The sequence below is a fragment of the Streptomyces sp. HM190 genome, assembly GCF_009857135.1.
In the GTDB taxonomy this organism is placed as follows: Bacteria; Actinomycetota; Actinomycetes; order Streptomycetales; family Streptomycetaceae; genus Streptomyces; species Streptomyces heilongjiangensis.
On record NZ_CP047318.1, the window covers coordinates 7,690,071 to 7,704,587 of the forward strand.

Annotated in this window: 10 protein-coding genes and 1 pseudogene; 7 read left to right on the forward strand and 4 right to left on the reverse strand. The window is 70.9% G+C overall.

The window, feature by feature from the left end; translation table 11 throughout:
- Window positions 1-217: 217 nt before the first annotated feature.
- From GSY65_RS32930 to GSY65_RS32950, 5 genes are all read left to right on the forward strand, one after another.
- Window positions 218-1,447 carry an ABC transporter substrate-binding protein gene (locus tag GSY65_RS32930; protein ID WP_236580159.1) on the forward strand — a complete coding sequence of 410 codons (1,230 nt, stop codon included), beginning with the start codon at window positions 218-220 and terminating at the stop codon, window positions 1,445-1,447.
- 70 nt (window positions 1,448-1,517) lie between these two features.
- On the forward strand, window positions 1,518-2,477 hold the full coding sequence (locus tag GSY65_RS32935; protein WP_236580160.1) for a carbohydrate ABC transporter permease: 960 nt from the start codon (window positions 1,518-1,520) through the stop codon (window positions 2,475-2,477).
- Window positions 2,477-3,310, forward strand: a complete 834-nt coding sequence (locus GSY65_RS32940) for a carbohydrate ABC transporter permease (RefSeq protein WP_159775387.1) — start codon at window positions 2,477-2,479, stop codon at window positions 3,308-3,310. The genes GSY65_RS32935 and GSY65_RS32940 overlap by 1 nt, the downstream gene beginning before the upstream one ends.
- A 98-nt stretch (window positions 3,311-3,408) precedes the next feature.
- Window positions 3,409-4,593 (forward strand): ABC transporter ATP-binding protein, encoded by a 1,185-nt coding sequence (locus GSY65_RS32945; protein WP_159775389.1) that lies wholly within the window; start codon window positions 3,409-3,411, stop codon window positions 4,591-4,593.
- Between the two features lie 131 nt (window positions 4,594-4,724).
- Window positions 4,725-5,786: a hypothetical protein gene (locus tag GSY65_RS32950; RefSeq protein WP_236580161.1), complete on the forward strand. Its 1,062-nt coding sequence runs from the start codon at window positions 4,725-4,727 to the stop codon at window positions 5,784-5,786.
- 155 nt (window positions 5,787-5,941) lie between these two features.
- On the opposite strand, the gene GSY65_RS32955 is transcribed toward GSY65_RS32950, so the two are convergent.
- Window positions 5,942-6,361, reverse strand: a complete 420-nt coding sequence (locus tag GSY65_RS32955) for a MarR family winged helix-turn-helix transcriptional regulator (protein WP_159776666.1) — start codon at window positions 6,359-6,361, stop codon at window positions 5,942-5,944.
- Window positions 6,362-6,635: 274 nt separating this feature from the next.
- Between GSY65_RS32955 and GSY65_RS32960 the strand changes: the two genes are divergently transcribed.
- The gene (locus GSY65_RS32960) at window positions 6,636-7,604 is read left to right on the forward strand and encodes an alpha/beta hydrolase (protein WP_159775391.1); all 969 of its coding nucleotides are present in this window, start codon (window positions 6,636-6,638) and stop codon (window positions 7,602-7,604) included.
- A 185-nt stretch (window positions 7,605-7,789) separates the two neighbouring features.
- Here the strand turns inward: GSY65_RS32960 and GSY65_RS32965 are convergent, their stop codons facing one another.
- The 3 genes and pseudogenes from GSY65_RS32965 to GSY65_RS32975 all read right to left on the reverse strand — a co-directional run.
- The gene (locus GSY65_RS32965; protein ID WP_159775393.1) at window positions 7,790-10,009 is read right to left on the reverse strand and encodes an NADP-dependent isocitrate dehydrogenase; all 2,220 of its coding nucleotides are present in this window, start codon (window positions 10,007-10,009) and stop codon (window positions 7,790-7,792) included.
- A gap of 205 nt (window positions 10,010-10,214) precedes the next feature.
- The gene (locus GSY65_RS32970) at window positions 10,215-11,303 is read right to left on the reverse strand and encodes a mechanosensitive ion channel family protein (protein WP_159775394.1); all 1,089 of its coding nucleotides are present in this window, start codon (window positions 11,301-11,303) and stop codon (window positions 10,215-10,217) included.
- 397 nt (window positions 11,304-11,700) lie between these two features.
- A pseudogene (locus GSY65_RS32975) lies at window positions 11,701-11,940 on the reverse strand (lysylphosphatidylglycerol synthase domain-containing protein); the annotation flags it as partial.
- 309 nt (window positions 11,941-12,249) lie between these two features.
- Here GSY65_RS32975 and GSY65_RS32980 point away from each other — a divergent pair.
- Entirely contained in the window at window positions 12,250-14,148 is a 1,899-nt protein-coding gene (locus GSY65_RS32980) for an ABC transporter ATP-binding protein (RefSeq protein ID WP_159776668.1), read from the forward strand.
- Window positions 14,149-14,517 lie beyond the last annotated feature (369 nt).

Below are 14,517 nucleotides of genomic sequence, written 5' to 3' on the forward strand. Positions count from 1 at the left end.
GGGTGACCCGCGAAGCCCTGGGCGATTCGATGCGATATGTCCTTGATCTCAATTTTTGTGGTCTTTAGTGTGCCCAGGGGCGACATCGCGAGGTCCCCGTCCCCCCGTCACCGTCCGGAAGCGAGGTGTGGAGCGCATGCACGCGAGGTGCGGCCGCCGGCCGGTTTCGGGTCAGCGGGGACGTCCCGGTCGGGCGCGCTGGCTCCGGGCGTTCACCGTGCTGCCGCTGCTGGCGTCGGTGCTCACCGCGTGCGGCGGCGACGAGGGTTCCGGCAGGCCCACCCTCAACTGGTACAACTTCCCCGACGACTCCGGCGCACTCCAGAAGGCCGCCGACCAATGCAGCCGGGCGTCGGGCGGGCGGTACCGGATCAGCTACAACAAGCTTCCACGTGCCGCGGACGGCCAGCGCCAGCAACTGGTCCGCAGACTCGCCGCAGAGGACGACTCGCTCGACATCCTGGGGCTGGACGTCACCTGGGCGGCGGAGTTCGCCGAGGCGCGCTGGATCCGGGAATGGACGGGCGCGGCGAAGCGGCGGGCCACCGAGGGCACCCTGCGCGTACCGCTGCAGACCTCGACCTGGAAGGGCAAGCTCTACGCCGTCCCGTACAACGCCAACACCCAGCTCCTGTGGTACCGCAAGGACCTCGTACCCAAGCCGCCCAGGACCTGGGCCGAGATGCTGGACATGGCCGGCGCCCTCGCCCGGCAGGGCAAACCGCACTTCGTGGAGATCCAGGGGGCCCAGTACGAGGGCCTCACCGTCTGGTTCAACACACTGATCAACAGCGCGGGCGGCACCATCCTCAACGCGAGCGCCACCGCGCCCTCCCTCGGCCCTCCCGCCGTCCGGGCCGCGCAGGTCATGCGTGATCTAGCGGACTCCCCGGCCGCGGACCCCTCCCTGCCCAACCAGATGGAGGACCAGAACCGGCTCGCCATGGAGTCGGGAACGGCGGCGTTCGAGCTCAACTACCCCTTCGTGTATCCGTCGATGAAGGCGAACAACCCCGCGCTGTTCAAGAACTTCCGCTGGGCGCCGTACCCCCGCGTCGACGCGGACCGCCCCGCACGGCCCACCATCGGCGGCATCGATCTGGCGGTGAGCGCCTACTCACGCCATCCCGGCCTCGCCTTCGAGGCGGCGTTGTGCCTGCGCAACCGGGAGAACCAGCTCGCCGCCGCGCTGGAGGGCGGTCTTCCCCCCACCCTGCGCGCCCTGTACGACGAGCCCGCGTTCATGAAGGAGTACCCCTTCTCCCAGGACGTGCTGGCCGCCCTGGAAGCGGGAAGCGTGCGCCCGATCACCCCGGTCTACCAGAACGTGTCGATCGCGGTCTCCCACACCCTGTCCCCGCCCTCCGGGATCAAGCCCGTGAGATCGGTCGACACCATCAAGGAACAGATCGACGAAGCCCTGCGATCCGAGGGTGTGATCCCGTGAACCACCACCTCCCGCACCCCGGTGCCGGTCGGCGCTCCGGCGCGCGGGCCGCGTCCCCGGACGGCCCGAGATGAGTACCCGGGCGCGAGCAGCCGGAGCCACGCCCCCTCCCGGCATCGAGACGGGCCGGGCGGAACCGGACCGGGCGGCGCTCTCGGCGGGCGCCAGACAGGAACGCCGGCTCGGCTGGCTCCTCTGCGCTCCCGCCGTCGTCGTCATGATCGCCGTGACCGCCTACCCCGTCGGATACGCCGTCTACCTCTCCCTCCAGCGCTATGACCTCCGCTTTCCCGGACGCGCGGAGTTCGTGGGACTGAGCAACTACGGGGCGGTGCTGTCCTCACCGTTCTGGTGGGACGCCTTCTGGGTGACCCTGTTCATCACCGTCATCTCCGTGGCGATCGAACTGGCCCTCGGGATGGGGCTCGCCCTCGTGATGCACCGCACGATCTTCTGGCGCGGCGCCGTCCGCACGTCGGTCCTCGTCCCGTACGGGATCGTCACCGTGGTGGCCGCCTTCTCCTGGCAGTACGCCTGGACCCCTGATCTCGGCTATCTGGCAGAGCTGCTGCCCCAGGGGGAGGCACCGCTCACCGAGCACTGGCCCGCCCTGTGGCTGATCATCCTCGCCGAGGTGTGGAAGACGACACCGTTCATGGCGCTGCTGCTGCTCGCGGGACTCGCGCTGGTCCCCGAGGAGACCCTGAAGGCGGCCATGGTCGACGGCGCCACCGCCTGGCAGCGCTTCACCAGGATCATGCTGCCGCTGATGAAACCGGCCATCCTGGTGGCCCTGCTCTTCCGCACCCTGGACGCGTTCCGGATCTTCGACAACATCTACATCCTGACCGCGGGCGCCCAGGGAACCGGGTCGGTGTCGATCCTCGGCTACGACAACCTGTTCACCGCGCTGAACCTGGGCATCGGATCGGCGATCTCCGTCCTGATCTTCATCTGCGTGGGGATCATCGCCTTCACCTTCATCAAACTGTTCGGCACCGCCGCCCCCGGAGCGGAGGTGAAGCGCTGATGGCCGCCGTGGGAAGGACACACGCCGTCCGCTGGGGCGTCCTGAACGCGCTGGTCGTGCTGTACGCCCTGTTCCCGGTGGGATGGATCGCCGCACTGTCGTTCAAGGACCCCAGCACCCTGACCGACGGCAACTACATCCCCAGGGACTGGACCTGGGAGAACTACCGGGGCATCTTCCAGACGGCCGAGTTCACCCGGGCGCTGATCAACTCGATCGGCATCGCCCTGATCTCGACGGTGATCGCGGTGGCGCTGGGCACCATGGCCGCCTACGCGGTCGCGCGGCTGCGGTTCCCCGGCAAGCGGCTGCTCATCGGCATGTCGTTGCTGATCGCCATGTTCCCCCCGATCTCCCTGGTGTCGCCGCTGTTCAACATCGAGCGGATCATCGGGATCTTCGACACCTGGATCGGGCTGATCATCCCGTACATGACCTTCTCCCTGCCGCTCGCGATCTACACCCTGTCCGCCTTCTTCCGGGAGATCCCCTGGGATCTGGAGAGGGCCGCCAAGGTCGACGGGGCGACGCCCGTGCAGGCCTTCCGCATGGTCATCGTGCCGCTGGCCGCGCCGGGGGTGTTCACCACGGCCATCCTCGTGTTCATCTTCTGCTGGAACGACTTCCTGTTCGCGATCTCGCTGACCTCCACCGAGTCCGCGCGCACCGTGCCCGCCGCGATCGCGTTCTTCACCGGCAGCTCCCAGTTCCAGCAGCCCACCGGGTCGATCGCCGCGGCCGCCGTGGTCATCACCGTCCCGATCATCGTTTTCGTCCTGCTCTTCCAGCGGCGGATCGTCGCCGGACTCACCTCAGGGGCGGTCAAGGGGTGAACACCCCGACCACGGCAGGCAGAACACCGGTCCGAGGGGCCGGCCGCGGCACGCCGGCCCGGACCGCACGAAGGCAGGAAGGCAAGGAGGCACCACCCATGGCCGAGATCATCCTCGAGGGAGTCACCAAGCGCTTTCCCGACGGGTCCCTCGCCGTCAAGGACGTGGACCTCGAGATCGCCGACGGCGAGTTCGTGATCCTGGTCGGTCCGTCGGGATGCGGCAAGTCCACCACACTGAACATGATCGCCGGCCTGGAGGACATCACCGAGGGCACCCTCCGCATCGGGGACCGCGTCGTCAACGACCTCGCCCCCAAGGAACGCGACGTCGCCATGGTCTTCCAGAGCTACGCCCTCTACCCGCACATGAACGTCCGGGAGAACATGGGCTTCCCGCTGCGCCTGGCCAAGGTGGACAAGGCCACCATCGAGGCCAAGGTCACGGAGGCCGCCCGGATCCTCGATCTCACCGAGCACCTGGACCGCAGGCCGGCCAATCTCTCCGGCGGCCAGCGCCAGCGGGTGGCCATGGGACGGGCGATCGTCCGTGACCCCAAGGCGTTCCTGATGGACGAGCCGCTGTCCAACCTGGACGCCAAACTCCGGGTGCAGATGCGCACCCAGATCTCCCGGCTGCAGCGGCGCCTCGGTACGACGACCGTGTACGTCACCCACGACCAGACCGAGGCGATGACGCTCGGCGACCGGGTGGTCGTCATGCGGCAGGGCCTGGTGCAGCAGATCGGGACACCCGCCGAGCTGTACGACCTGCCGCGCAACATCTTCGTCGCGGGCTTCATCGGTTCCCCGGCCATGAACTTCCTGAACGCCACCCTCGAGAGCGGGGTCCTGCGCTCTCCCCTGGGCGACCTGCCCCTCGACGACCGTACGAGACGGGCCCTGGAGGGGCAGAACGCGCCACGCGAGGTCATCGTCGGGCTGCGACCGGAGGCGTTCGAGGACGCGGCCCTCTCTCACGAACCCGACCGGACGGGTCCGCTCATCACCGCCACCGTGGAGGTACTGGAGTCGCTCGGCTCCGACGTGTACGTCTACTTCACGGCGGAGGGCGGACCCGCGACCACCACCGAGCTGGAGGAACTCGCCAAGGACTCGGGTCTGCGCGACACCGGCGCCGACACCGGCCAGATCGTGGCCCGTCTGGACGCCGCCACCCGTGCTCGCGAGGGTGCGCCCGTGGAGTTGCGGGTCGACATGGCCAAGGCTCACGTGTTCGACCCGGCGAGTGGAGCGAACCTCACGCGTCCGGGGACGGACTGACGGCGTGGGAGGCCGTCGCCCCGTGGGTCCCCCGGGTGAGAGAACGGCCCCCGGCCCCTCGCGGGCTGAGGACGATCCGATCGTGATCGGGTGATGTGCGAGGTCGTGCGGTCCGGGGCAGGCTGGGGATCATGCCAGGCAAGCGGGTGAGCCGCGGGGTGACCCACCGGCCCGACCGACCCGACCGGCCGGACGGGCTCGACGTCGAAGCGGTGCTCGACGAGCTGTACGTGACCCCGCCGTCCGACTTCGTCGGCCGTCGGGAGGTGTGGGCGGCCGCCGCGAGGACGGTCGGTCGCGGCGACGACGCGCGGGTCATCCGGGGCGCGCGTCGCCCCACCCTGGCGGCCTGGGCGGCCAATCTGCTGCTGCGCTCCCGCCCCGATGAGAGCCGCCACTTCCTTGAGCTGGGGGAGTCGCTGCGCGAGGCGTACCGCACGCTGGACCCTGACGGGTTGAAGCAGCTGTCCGACCAGCGGCGCCGTGTGGTGGGCGCCCTGTCCCGGGAGGCCGCGGGGCTCGCCCGCGCGGCCGGGCAGCCGCTCTCCGGTGCTGTGCTGCAGGAGGTCGAGTCCACGTTGCGCGCCGTGCTGGCCGACGCGGACGCCGCCCGGCGATGGTCCGGAGGGCGGCTGGAAACAGCCCTTGCCCCGCCGTCGGCCTTCTCCTCCTCCGCCGAACCGGTCGCCGCAGCCCCCGCGAAGGGCAGGAGGCGCGGACCCGCTGCCGAGCCTCCGACCGCGTCGACGCGGGGCCGTGAGGGCCGGGACGAACTCGCCGGGCGCCGCCGCGAGCGGCACCTGCGGCTGGAGCGGGAGCGGCGGCTCGCTGAGGCTCGGGAGGCGGCCGAGGCCGCCGAACGGCGGCTCGGTGAGCGGCGCGCGGAAGCCGACGACGCCGACGCGTCGCTGCGCGGGGCCCGCGACCACCGCGACCGGGCGCGGCGCGAGATGTCCACCGCCGAGCGGCAACTGCGCAAGGCGCGGGAGGCCCTCGAACACGCCCAGGCGGAGATCGGCCGCGCCGAGGAGCACGCCGGTCGTGCCGAAGCCGACCTCGACCGCGCCGAACGTGAGCAGCGGCAGGCCGAGGAGAGGGGGCGGACGGCCGCCGCCGCCCTGACCGAGGCCGAGCGGGAGGCCCGCGACGCCGCCCGTGCCCTACGCGGTCTGACCCGCTCGCACGGCGACTAGTCGCCGTGCGAGCGGGTCAGGCACCACCGCTACCTGCCCGCGGGCGCCCTCGCGCGTGCTCCCACCGCGGGGTCCGTCGACCATGTCGTTCTGACATGGCAGTGGGGCGGCCCGCTCCCGGTCGTCGCGCCACCGAGGAGACTCCTGGTCCCCCCTCAGACCTGGCTGACGTTCGCGGTGAGCAGGCGCAGCAGGTGCCGGGTGAGGGTGTGCTGCTCGGGGGTCAGGCCCATCGCGGCGCCGATGTCCACCGGTACGGTCCGGGCCCGCCCCTGAAGCAGGGCCCCGGCCTCGGTGAGGCGGATGGCGACGGAACGCTCGTCGTCCGGGCGGCGTTCGCGGCGGAGCAGGCCGCCGGCCTCCAGGCGCTTCAGCAGCGGGGAGAGTGTGCTGGACTCCAGCTGGAGCGCGGCACCCAGGTCACGCACGGATATCGAGTCCTGCTCCCAGAGGACCAGCATGACCAGGTACTGCGGGTAGGTCAGACCCAGTTCCTCCAGCAGGGGCCGGTAGCGGGCCGTGACGGCGCGCGAGGCGGCGTACAGCGCGAAACAGAGCTGATCGTCGAGGAGCAGGGTGTGCCCCTGCGCCGGTTCCGCTCCGGCGGTGTCCACGAGTTCGCCGACTGTGCTCACGGTGTCGCTCCTCCGTCCCGTGCCCTCTCCCTGACGATCTCCCACCCTACCGGCAGCCATACAGTCATATCGAGCCCTAAGAAGTCGTGAGAGAGGGAATCGCCTCCAAATAAGTTGTGTGCGACTTAATCGCGCGCTATCTTTCCGGTGTGCCGCCGCACTCGCGAACCACGCGGGTGGACCTGCCCGTGGCACCGCACCCGAGGAGATCGCCATGTCCGAGAGCACCGCCCGCCGTCCCGTCCTCGAACCCGCCGCCGCGGCTTTCGCCGAGGCCACCGCGAACCCGCCGTACCTCTTCGACCTCGGCCCGGTCGAGGGGCGCAAGGTCGTCGACGAGGTGCAGTCGGGCGACATCGCGAAGCCGGACGTCGACGACGAGTGGGTGACCGTTCCGGGCGGCCCCACCGGAGAGGTCAAGGTCAGGATCGTCCGGCCCGCCGGGGCCGAGGGCGTGCTGCCGGTGATCCTGTACATCCACGGCGCCGGGTGGGTCTTCGGCAACGCCCACACCCACGACCGGCTGGTGCGGGAACTGGCGGTGGGCGCGCGGGCCGCGGTCGTCTTCCCCGAGTACGACCGGTCGCCCGAGGCCCGCTATCCGGTCGCCGTCGAGCAGAGCTACACGGTGGCCCGCTGGGTCGTCGAGGAGGGGGCCGGGCACCGCCTCGACGGGGGCCGTATCGCGGTGGCCGGTGACTCCGTCGGCGGCAACATGAGCGCCGCGCTGACCCTGATGGCGAAGGAACGCGGCGACGTCCCGCTGGTCCAGCAGGTCCTCTTCTACCCGGTCACCGACGCCGCCTTCGACACCGGCTCCTACCGGCAGTTCGCCGAGGGCTACTTCCTGCGGCGCGACGCCATGCAGTGGTTCTGGGACCAGTACACGACGAGCGAGCAGGAGCGCGCGCAGATCACCGCGTCGCCGCTGCGCGCGTCCGTCGACCAGCTGAGGGGGCTGCCGCCGGCGCTCGTCATCACCGCCGAGGCCGACGTGCTGCGCGACGAGGGCGAGGCGTACGCGAACAAGCTGCGCGAGGCCGGTGTCCCGGTGACCGCCGTGCGCTACCAGGGAGTCATCCACGACTTCGTGATGCTGAACGCCCTGCGGGAGACCGGGGCCGCCGAAGCCGCGATCACCCAGGCGATCGCCACCCTGCGGACGGCCCTCGGCACCGCCTGACAGCATGCCGATGGGCAGTGCCCGTGACCGTGCGGTCCCCCTGACCGTGCGGTCCCCGGACAGCACGCCGCCCCGGCCGGGAAGGAACCCGGCCGGGGCGGTGGTGTGTGGCCTCAGGGGGGTGGCCGACCCGGCGTCCACGGGCGAGCCGGGGTGCCGTCGGATCGGCCGGACCGAGCGGAGCGTCAGGCGAAGTTCGCCAGCGCCTCGTTCCACGTGGCCGACGGGCGCATGACCGCGGCGGCCTTGGCCGGGTCGGGCTGGTAGTAGCCGCCGATCTCGGCCTCCTTGCCCTGGACGGCGATCAGCTCGTCGACGATCTTCTGCTCGTTCGCGGCGAGCGTCTCGGCGAGCGGGGCGAACGCCTTCGCCAGGTCGGCGTCGTCGGTCTGCGCGGCCAGCTCCTGCGCCCAGTACAGGGACAGGTAGAAGTGGCTGCCGCGGTTGTCGATGCCGCCGAGACGACGCGAGGGGGACTTGTCCTCGTTGAGGAAGGTCGCCGTCGCGCGGTCCAGGGTGTCGGCCAGCACCTTGGCGCGGGCGTTGCCGGTGGCCGCGGCGTACTGCTCCAGCGACGGGACCAGCGCGAAGAACTCGCCGAGGGAGTCCCAGCGCAGGTAGTTCTCCTTGACGAGCTGCTGGACGTGCTTCGGAGCGGAGCCGCCGGCGCCCGTCTCGAACAGGCCGCCGCCCGCCATCAGCGGGACGACCGACAGCATCTTGGCGCTGGTGCCCAGCTCCAGGATCGGGAACAGGTCGGTGAGGTAGTCACGCAGCACGTTGCCGGTGACGGAGATGGTGTTCTCGCCGCGGCGGATGCGCTCGACCGACAGCTTGGTCGCCTCGACCGGGGCGAGGATACGGATGTCCAGGCCCTCGGTGTCGTGCTCCGCCAGGTACGTGTTGACCTTCGCGATCAGGTTGGCGTCGTGGGCGCGGGTCTCGTCCAGCCAGAACACCGCCGGGTCGCCGGTGGCGCGGGCGCGGGTGACGGCCAGCTTCACCCAGTCCTTGATCGGGGCGTCCTTGGTCTGGCAGGCGCGGAAGATGTCACCGGCGGAGACGGGCTGCTCGATGACGGCGACACCGTTGCCGTCGACCAGACGGACCGTGCCCGTGGTCGCGATCTCGAAGGTCTTGTCGTGGGAGCCGTACTCCTCGGCCTTCTGCGCCATCAGGCCGACGTTCGGGACCGAGCCCATCGTCGACGGGTCGTAGGCGCCGTGGGCGCGGCAGTCGTCGATCACGGCCTGGTAGACACCGGCGTACGACGAGTCCGGGAGCACCGCGAGGGTGTCGGCCTCCTGGCCGTCCGGACCCCACATGTGACCGGAGGTGCGGATCATGGCCGGCATCGAGGCGTCGACGATGACGTCCGACGGCACGTGCAGGTTGGTGATGCCCTTGTCGGAGTCGACCATCGCCAGCTCCGGGCCCTCGGCCAGCTCGGCGTCGAAGGACGCCTTGATCTCGGCGCCCTCCGGCAGGGCCTGGAGGCCCTTGAAGATGCCGCCCAGACCGTCGTTCGGGGACAGACCGGCCGCGGCCAGCGTCGCGCCGTACTGCGCGAACGTCTTCGGGAAGAAGGCGCGCACCACGTGACCGAAGACGATCGGGTCGGAGACCTTCATCATCGTGGCCTTGAGGTGCACGGAGAACAGCACGCCCTCCGCCTTCGCCTTGGCGACCTGCGCGGTGAGGAACTCGCGCAGCGCGGCGACCCGCATCACGGAGGCGTCGACGACCTCGCCCGCGAGGACCGGTACGGACTCGCGCAGCACGGTGGTGGTGCCGTCGTCGCCGACCAGCTCGATCCTCAGTGCGCCGTCCTCGGCGATCACCACGGACTTCTCGGTGGAGCGGAAGTCGTTCTCGCCCATCGTCGCCACGTTGGTCTTGGACTCGGAGGTCCAGGCGCCCATGCGGTGCGGGTGGGTCTTGGCGTAGTTCTTGACGGAGGCGGGGGCGCGGCGGTCGGAGTTGCCCTCACGCAGGACCGGGTTCACGGCGGAACCCTTGATCTTGTCGTAGCGGGCGCGGATCTCGCGCTCCTCGTCGGTCTTCGGGTCGTCCGGGTAGTCCGGCAGCGCGTAGCCCTGGCTCTGCAGCTCGGCGACGGCGGCCTTCAGCTGCGGGATCGACGCCGAGATGTTCGGCAGCTTGATGATGTTCGCCGCGGGGGTCTTGGCCAGCTCGCCCAGCTCGGAGAGGGCGTCCGGGATGCGCTGGCCCTCCTGGAGGTACTCCGGGAAGACGGCGATGATGCGTCCGGCCAGCGAGATGTCACGGGTCTCGACGGAGACACCGGCCTGCGAGGCGTACGCCTTGATCACCGGCAGGAACGAATACGTCGCCAGGGCCGGGGCCTCGTCAGTGTGTGTGTAGATGATGGTCGAGTCAGTCACCGGGTGCTCCGCTCCACGTCTGCAACATTGCTCGACATCAAGATATCTCGTGCGGGGGAGGGACGGCGCATGGGGCCGGGGCCCGGTGACTCGGGGGCGGGCTTCGTTGGCGGGTGTTGGTGCGGGTGCGGGTGCGGGCGGGTGCGTGGGGGGTTCTCGCGCGGTTCCCCCACGCACCCGCCCGCACGCACCCGGCGCCGGATCCCTACCGCGCGTCGATCGGGACCTCGCGCTGGTGCGGGATCTCGAGGCCCGTACCGCCCGCCGCGCCCGACTGGAGCGTGACCGTCCGGCGGGGCGCCGGGATGTGGATGCCCTCGGCCCGGTAGCGCCGGTGCAGGCGCTTGATGAACTCGTGCTTGATCCGGTACTGGTCGCTGAACTCCCCGACCCCGAGGATCACGGTCATCCCGATCCGTGAGTCGCCGAACGTGTGGAAGCGCACGGCGGGCTCATGGTCCGGCACCGCGCCCTCGACCTCCTTCATGGTCTCGGCGATGACCTCGTTGGTGACCCGCTCCACATGCTCCAGGTCGCTGTCGTAGGCGACGCCCACCTGCACGAGCAGGGTCATGTCCTGCTCGGGCTGGTTGAAGTTGGTCATGTTCGTGCCGGCGAGCTGACCGTTCGGGATGATCACCAGGTTGTTGGAGAGCGACTTGATCGTCGTCTGCCGCCAGTTGATGTCGACGACATAGCCCTCCTCGCCGCTGCTCAGCCGGATGTAGTCACCGGGCTGGACGGTCTTGGAGGCGAGGATGTGGATACCCGCGAAGAGGTTGGCGAGCGTGTCCTGAAGGGCCAGCGCCACCGCCAGACCGCCGACACCGAGGGCGGTGACCAGCGGCGCGATCGGGATGCCCAGGGTCTGCAGGATCACCAGGCAGCCGAGCGCGAGGACCGAGACGCGGGTGATGTTCACGAAGATGGTCACCGAGCCGGCGACCCCGGCCCGCGACTGGGTCACCGTACGGACCAGACCGGCGATCACCCGGGCGGCGGTGATCGTCGCGACCAGGATCAGCAGCACCGTCAGCGACTGGTTCACATGGTGGTGGACCGTCCTGGTGAGCGGCAGCGCCGCCGCCGCGGCCGCCGCGCCACCGACGAACGCGCTCCAGGGGACCAGGGAGCGCAGCGCGTCGACGATGACGTCGTCACCGCTCCAGCGGGTCTTCGTCGCGTGCCCGCCGAGCCAGCGCAGCAGCAGGCGCAGCAGGAACGCGGCCAACAGGCCCGCGACCAGGATGATTCCGGCCACGAGGCAGTCGTCGACGGTGAGGGTCCGGGTCATCGGTCGCCTCCCGTGGGGTGCGGGGAGCGGTCGACGGGCCGTATGTCATGTCCCGCGGACCGTATGTGATGTGTCGTCACCTTGCCACCTGCTCGAATCCGGATTGCATGATCACGCCTGCCCGGACGCGTGTACGGCGTCGGGCGCGACCGCTCATCCTGCCGCACCCGCCGGCCTGATCGGCACCGGACCTGCGTGGATCGGCCATGGACGGCCCGTCGAACGCGACGGAATGTCTGATACGCGCCACCGTGCCCGCGTTGGCGGTGCCTGTGCTGACCGCGCGCACTGAACCTGCCCGTGCTGACGGGGCATCCGGTGACAGCGCATCCGAATGGCCGGGTCGGCCTCCGCGTGACCGGGTCGGCCTCCGCTTGTCCGACCGCGGCCCGTCCACTCACAGCACCTTCAGCCGCACCAGCGCCCCCAGCGTCAACGCCCCCGGCAGCAACGGCAGCCAGAGAGTGATGACGCGGTACGCCAGCACCACCGCCGTGGCCGTGGCGGCCGGCGCGCCCGTCGCCACCAGGGCGACCACGAGCGCCGCGTCCACGGACCCGAGGCCGCCCGGCGTCGGGACCAGGGCGACCGCGACGGTGGCCGCGAGATACGCGACCGCCATGTGGACGAGGGGGAGCAGGCACAGCAGCCTGCGGACCGGGAGGATCCGGCGGACCGGGACACGCCTGGGGAGCCCCGCGGGGAGCCGTATCGCTGTCACACCGGGAGAGGCTCTCCGGCTGGCCCCAACAGCGGGTGGCGGACGCGGGGACATGCGGTGACCGGCGCGGGACTTCACGGCACCGGCCACCTTCGCAGAGCCGGTCGACCCCGAGAAGCCGGCCTCGGCCGACCTCGGCGGATCCCAGCCGACCTCGGCCGGCCTCGGTCGCCTCGACAGGTTGACCTCAAGATTGGTTGAGGTTCTACCGTCCTTCCCATGAGTATGGAGATGACCGCCTGGAGCCAGCTGCAGGGCATGTCGAACGCCCGGCGGCCGAGCCGCCCCTTCGCCCGGACGACGCTACGACGCGTCGGCGCCTTCGCCCGTCCACATCGCCGCCGTATCGCGTGGTTCGTCGCGGTCAGCGTGGTGACCGCCCTCCTCGCCGTCGCCACGCCGGTGCTCGCGGGGAACGTCGTGGACGTGATCGTGTCGGACGGCGACGAGGCCCTCGTCGTCCGTCTTGCCGTGCTCATCGCCCTCATCGCGGTCGCCGAGGCGGCCCTCGGGCTGCTGGGCCGATGGCTGTCGGCGAAACTCGGCGAGGGACTCATCCTCGATCTGCGGACCGCTGTCTTCGATCATGTGCAGCGCATGCCCGTCGCGTTCTTCACACGTACGCGTACGGGAGCGCTCGTCAGTCGTCTCAACAACGACGTCATCGGCGCCCAACGGGCCTTCAGCAACACCCTGTCCGGAGTGGTCGGCAACGTGGTCACCCTGGTCCTCACCCTCACCGTGATGCTCACCCTGTCCTGGCAGATCACCCTGCTGTCGCTGGTCCTGCTGCCCGTGTTCGTGATCCCGGCCCGCCGCACGGGCACCCGGATGGCCCGGCTCCAGCGGGAGGCCGCCGACCTTAACGCGGCCATGGGCACCCGGATGACCGAACGTTTCTCGGCGCCCGGCGCCACCCTCGTCAAACTCTTCGGACGTCCGGCCGACGAGTCCGCGGAGTTCGCCGAACGCGCCCGCCGGGTGCGGGACATCGGCGTACGCACGGCGATGGCGCAGTCGGTGTTCATCACCGCGCTCACCCTCGTCTCCGCCCTGGCGCTCGCCCTGGTGTACGGCCTGGGCGGCTGGTTCGCGCTGCGCGGCACCCTCGAAGCGGGAGCGATCGTCTCCCTCGCCCTCCTGCTGACCCGCCTCTACGCCCCGCTGACCGCCCTCGCCGGCGCCCGCGTCGAGATCATGAGCGCTCTCGTGAGCTTCGAGCGGGTCTTCGAGGTGCTCGACCTGAAGCCGCTGATCGACGAGAAACCGGACGCCCGGGATGTGCCCGAGGGTCCCGTGTCCGTGGAGTTCGAGGACGTCCGCTTCGGCTACCCGTCCGCCGACAAGGTCTCCCTCGCCTCCCTGGAGGAGGTGGCCGCCCTCGACACCCGGGGTGGCACCGAGGTCCTGCACGGCATCTCCTTCCGCGCCGAACCCGGCCGCACGATCGCCCTCGTCGGCTCCTCCGGCGCCGGCAAGTCGACCGTCGCCCAGCTCCTGCCCCGCCTGTACGACACCGACGCCGGCAGCGTCCGCATCGGCGGCGTCGACGTACGGGACCTGAGCGCCGAGTCGCTGCGCGGCACCGTCGGCATGGTCACCCAGGACGGGCACCTCTTCCACGACACCGTCCGCGCCAACCTGCTGCTCGCCCGCCCCGGCGCCACCGACGACGACCTGTGGGAGGTCCTGCGCCGCTCCCGCCTCGACGACCTCGTACGGTCCCTGCCCGACGGTCTCGACACCGTGGTCGGCGAACGCGGCTACCGGCTCTCCGGCGGCGAACGCCAGCGCATGACCATCGCCCGGCTGCTGCTGGCCCGCCAGCGCGTCGTCATCCTCGACGAGGCCACCGCCCACCTGGACAACACCTCCGAGGCCGCCGTCCAGGAAGCCCTCACGGAGGCGCTGGAGGGCCGCACCGCCGTGGTCATCGCCCACCGCCTGTCGACCGTGCGGGCCGCCGACCGGATCCTCGTCGTCGAGGCCGGCCGGATCGTGGAACACGGCACCCACGAGGAACTCCTCGCGGCGGACGGCCGGTACGCGCAGCTGTACCGGACCCAGTTCACGAAGGACGAACGGCCGGTGAGCGTCGCCCAGGTGCTGCCGTCACGCTCCTGAGAAGTCCTCGCCGGGGAAGGGCCGTACGACGAGGGCCGGGGTGCGTGGTGGCGAGCGTGAGGGCGCCCGTCGGCCCGTGCGTGCCCCCGTCGTGGGCCTGGGCGTCGGTGAGGTCGCTCGGGAGTATGACCAGGGAGGTCGTGCGGCCTGCTCGCCGGAGGGGCGCAAGCGGACGCGGATGCCGTGGCGGTCGGAGAGGCGGCCGACCACTCCCGGCCGATTCCGCGCCTCACGGTCCGTGCGGGGGCGCCGGGCAGCAGCGGTGGCGTCGGGCAGCGGGGGTCGCCCTGGAGGGCCCTGTCGCCGCACAGCGAGCACGGGGCGCGTCCACGGCCGGACGGCTTCCGCGCCGACCCCTCCAACGGCTCA

Bases quoted from the DNA above. Each gene is read 5' to 3' on its own strand.
- GSY65_RS32935 (WP_236580160.1), top strand. From the start codon at position 1,518: ATGAGTACCCGGGCGCGAGCAGCCGGAGCCACGCCCCCTCCCGGCATC.
- GSY65_RS32940 (WP_159775387.1), top strand. From the start codon at position 2,477: ATGGCCGCCGTGGGAAGGACACACGCCGTCCGCTGGGGCGTCCTGAAC.
- GSY65_RS32945 (WP_159775389.1), top strand. From the start codon at position 3,409: ATGGCCGAGATCATCCTCGAGGGAGTCACCAAGCGCTTTCCCGACGGG.
- GSY65_RS32950 (WP_236580161.1), top strand. From the start codon at position 4,725: ATGCCAGGCAAGCGGGTGAGCCGCGGGGTGACCCACCGGCCCGACCGA.
- GSY65_RS32960 (WP_159775391.1), top strand. From the start codon at position 6,636: ATGTCCGAGAGCACCGCCCGCCGTCCCGTCCTCGAACCCGCCGCCGCG.
- GSY65_RS32970 (WP_159775394.1), bottom strand. From the start codon at position 11,303: ATGACCCGGACCCTCACCGTCGACGACTGCCTCGTGGCCGGAATCATC.
- GSY65_RS32980 (WP_159776668.1), top strand. From the start codon at position 12,250: ATGGAGATGACCGCCTGGAGCCAGCTGCAGGGCATGTCGAACGCCCGG.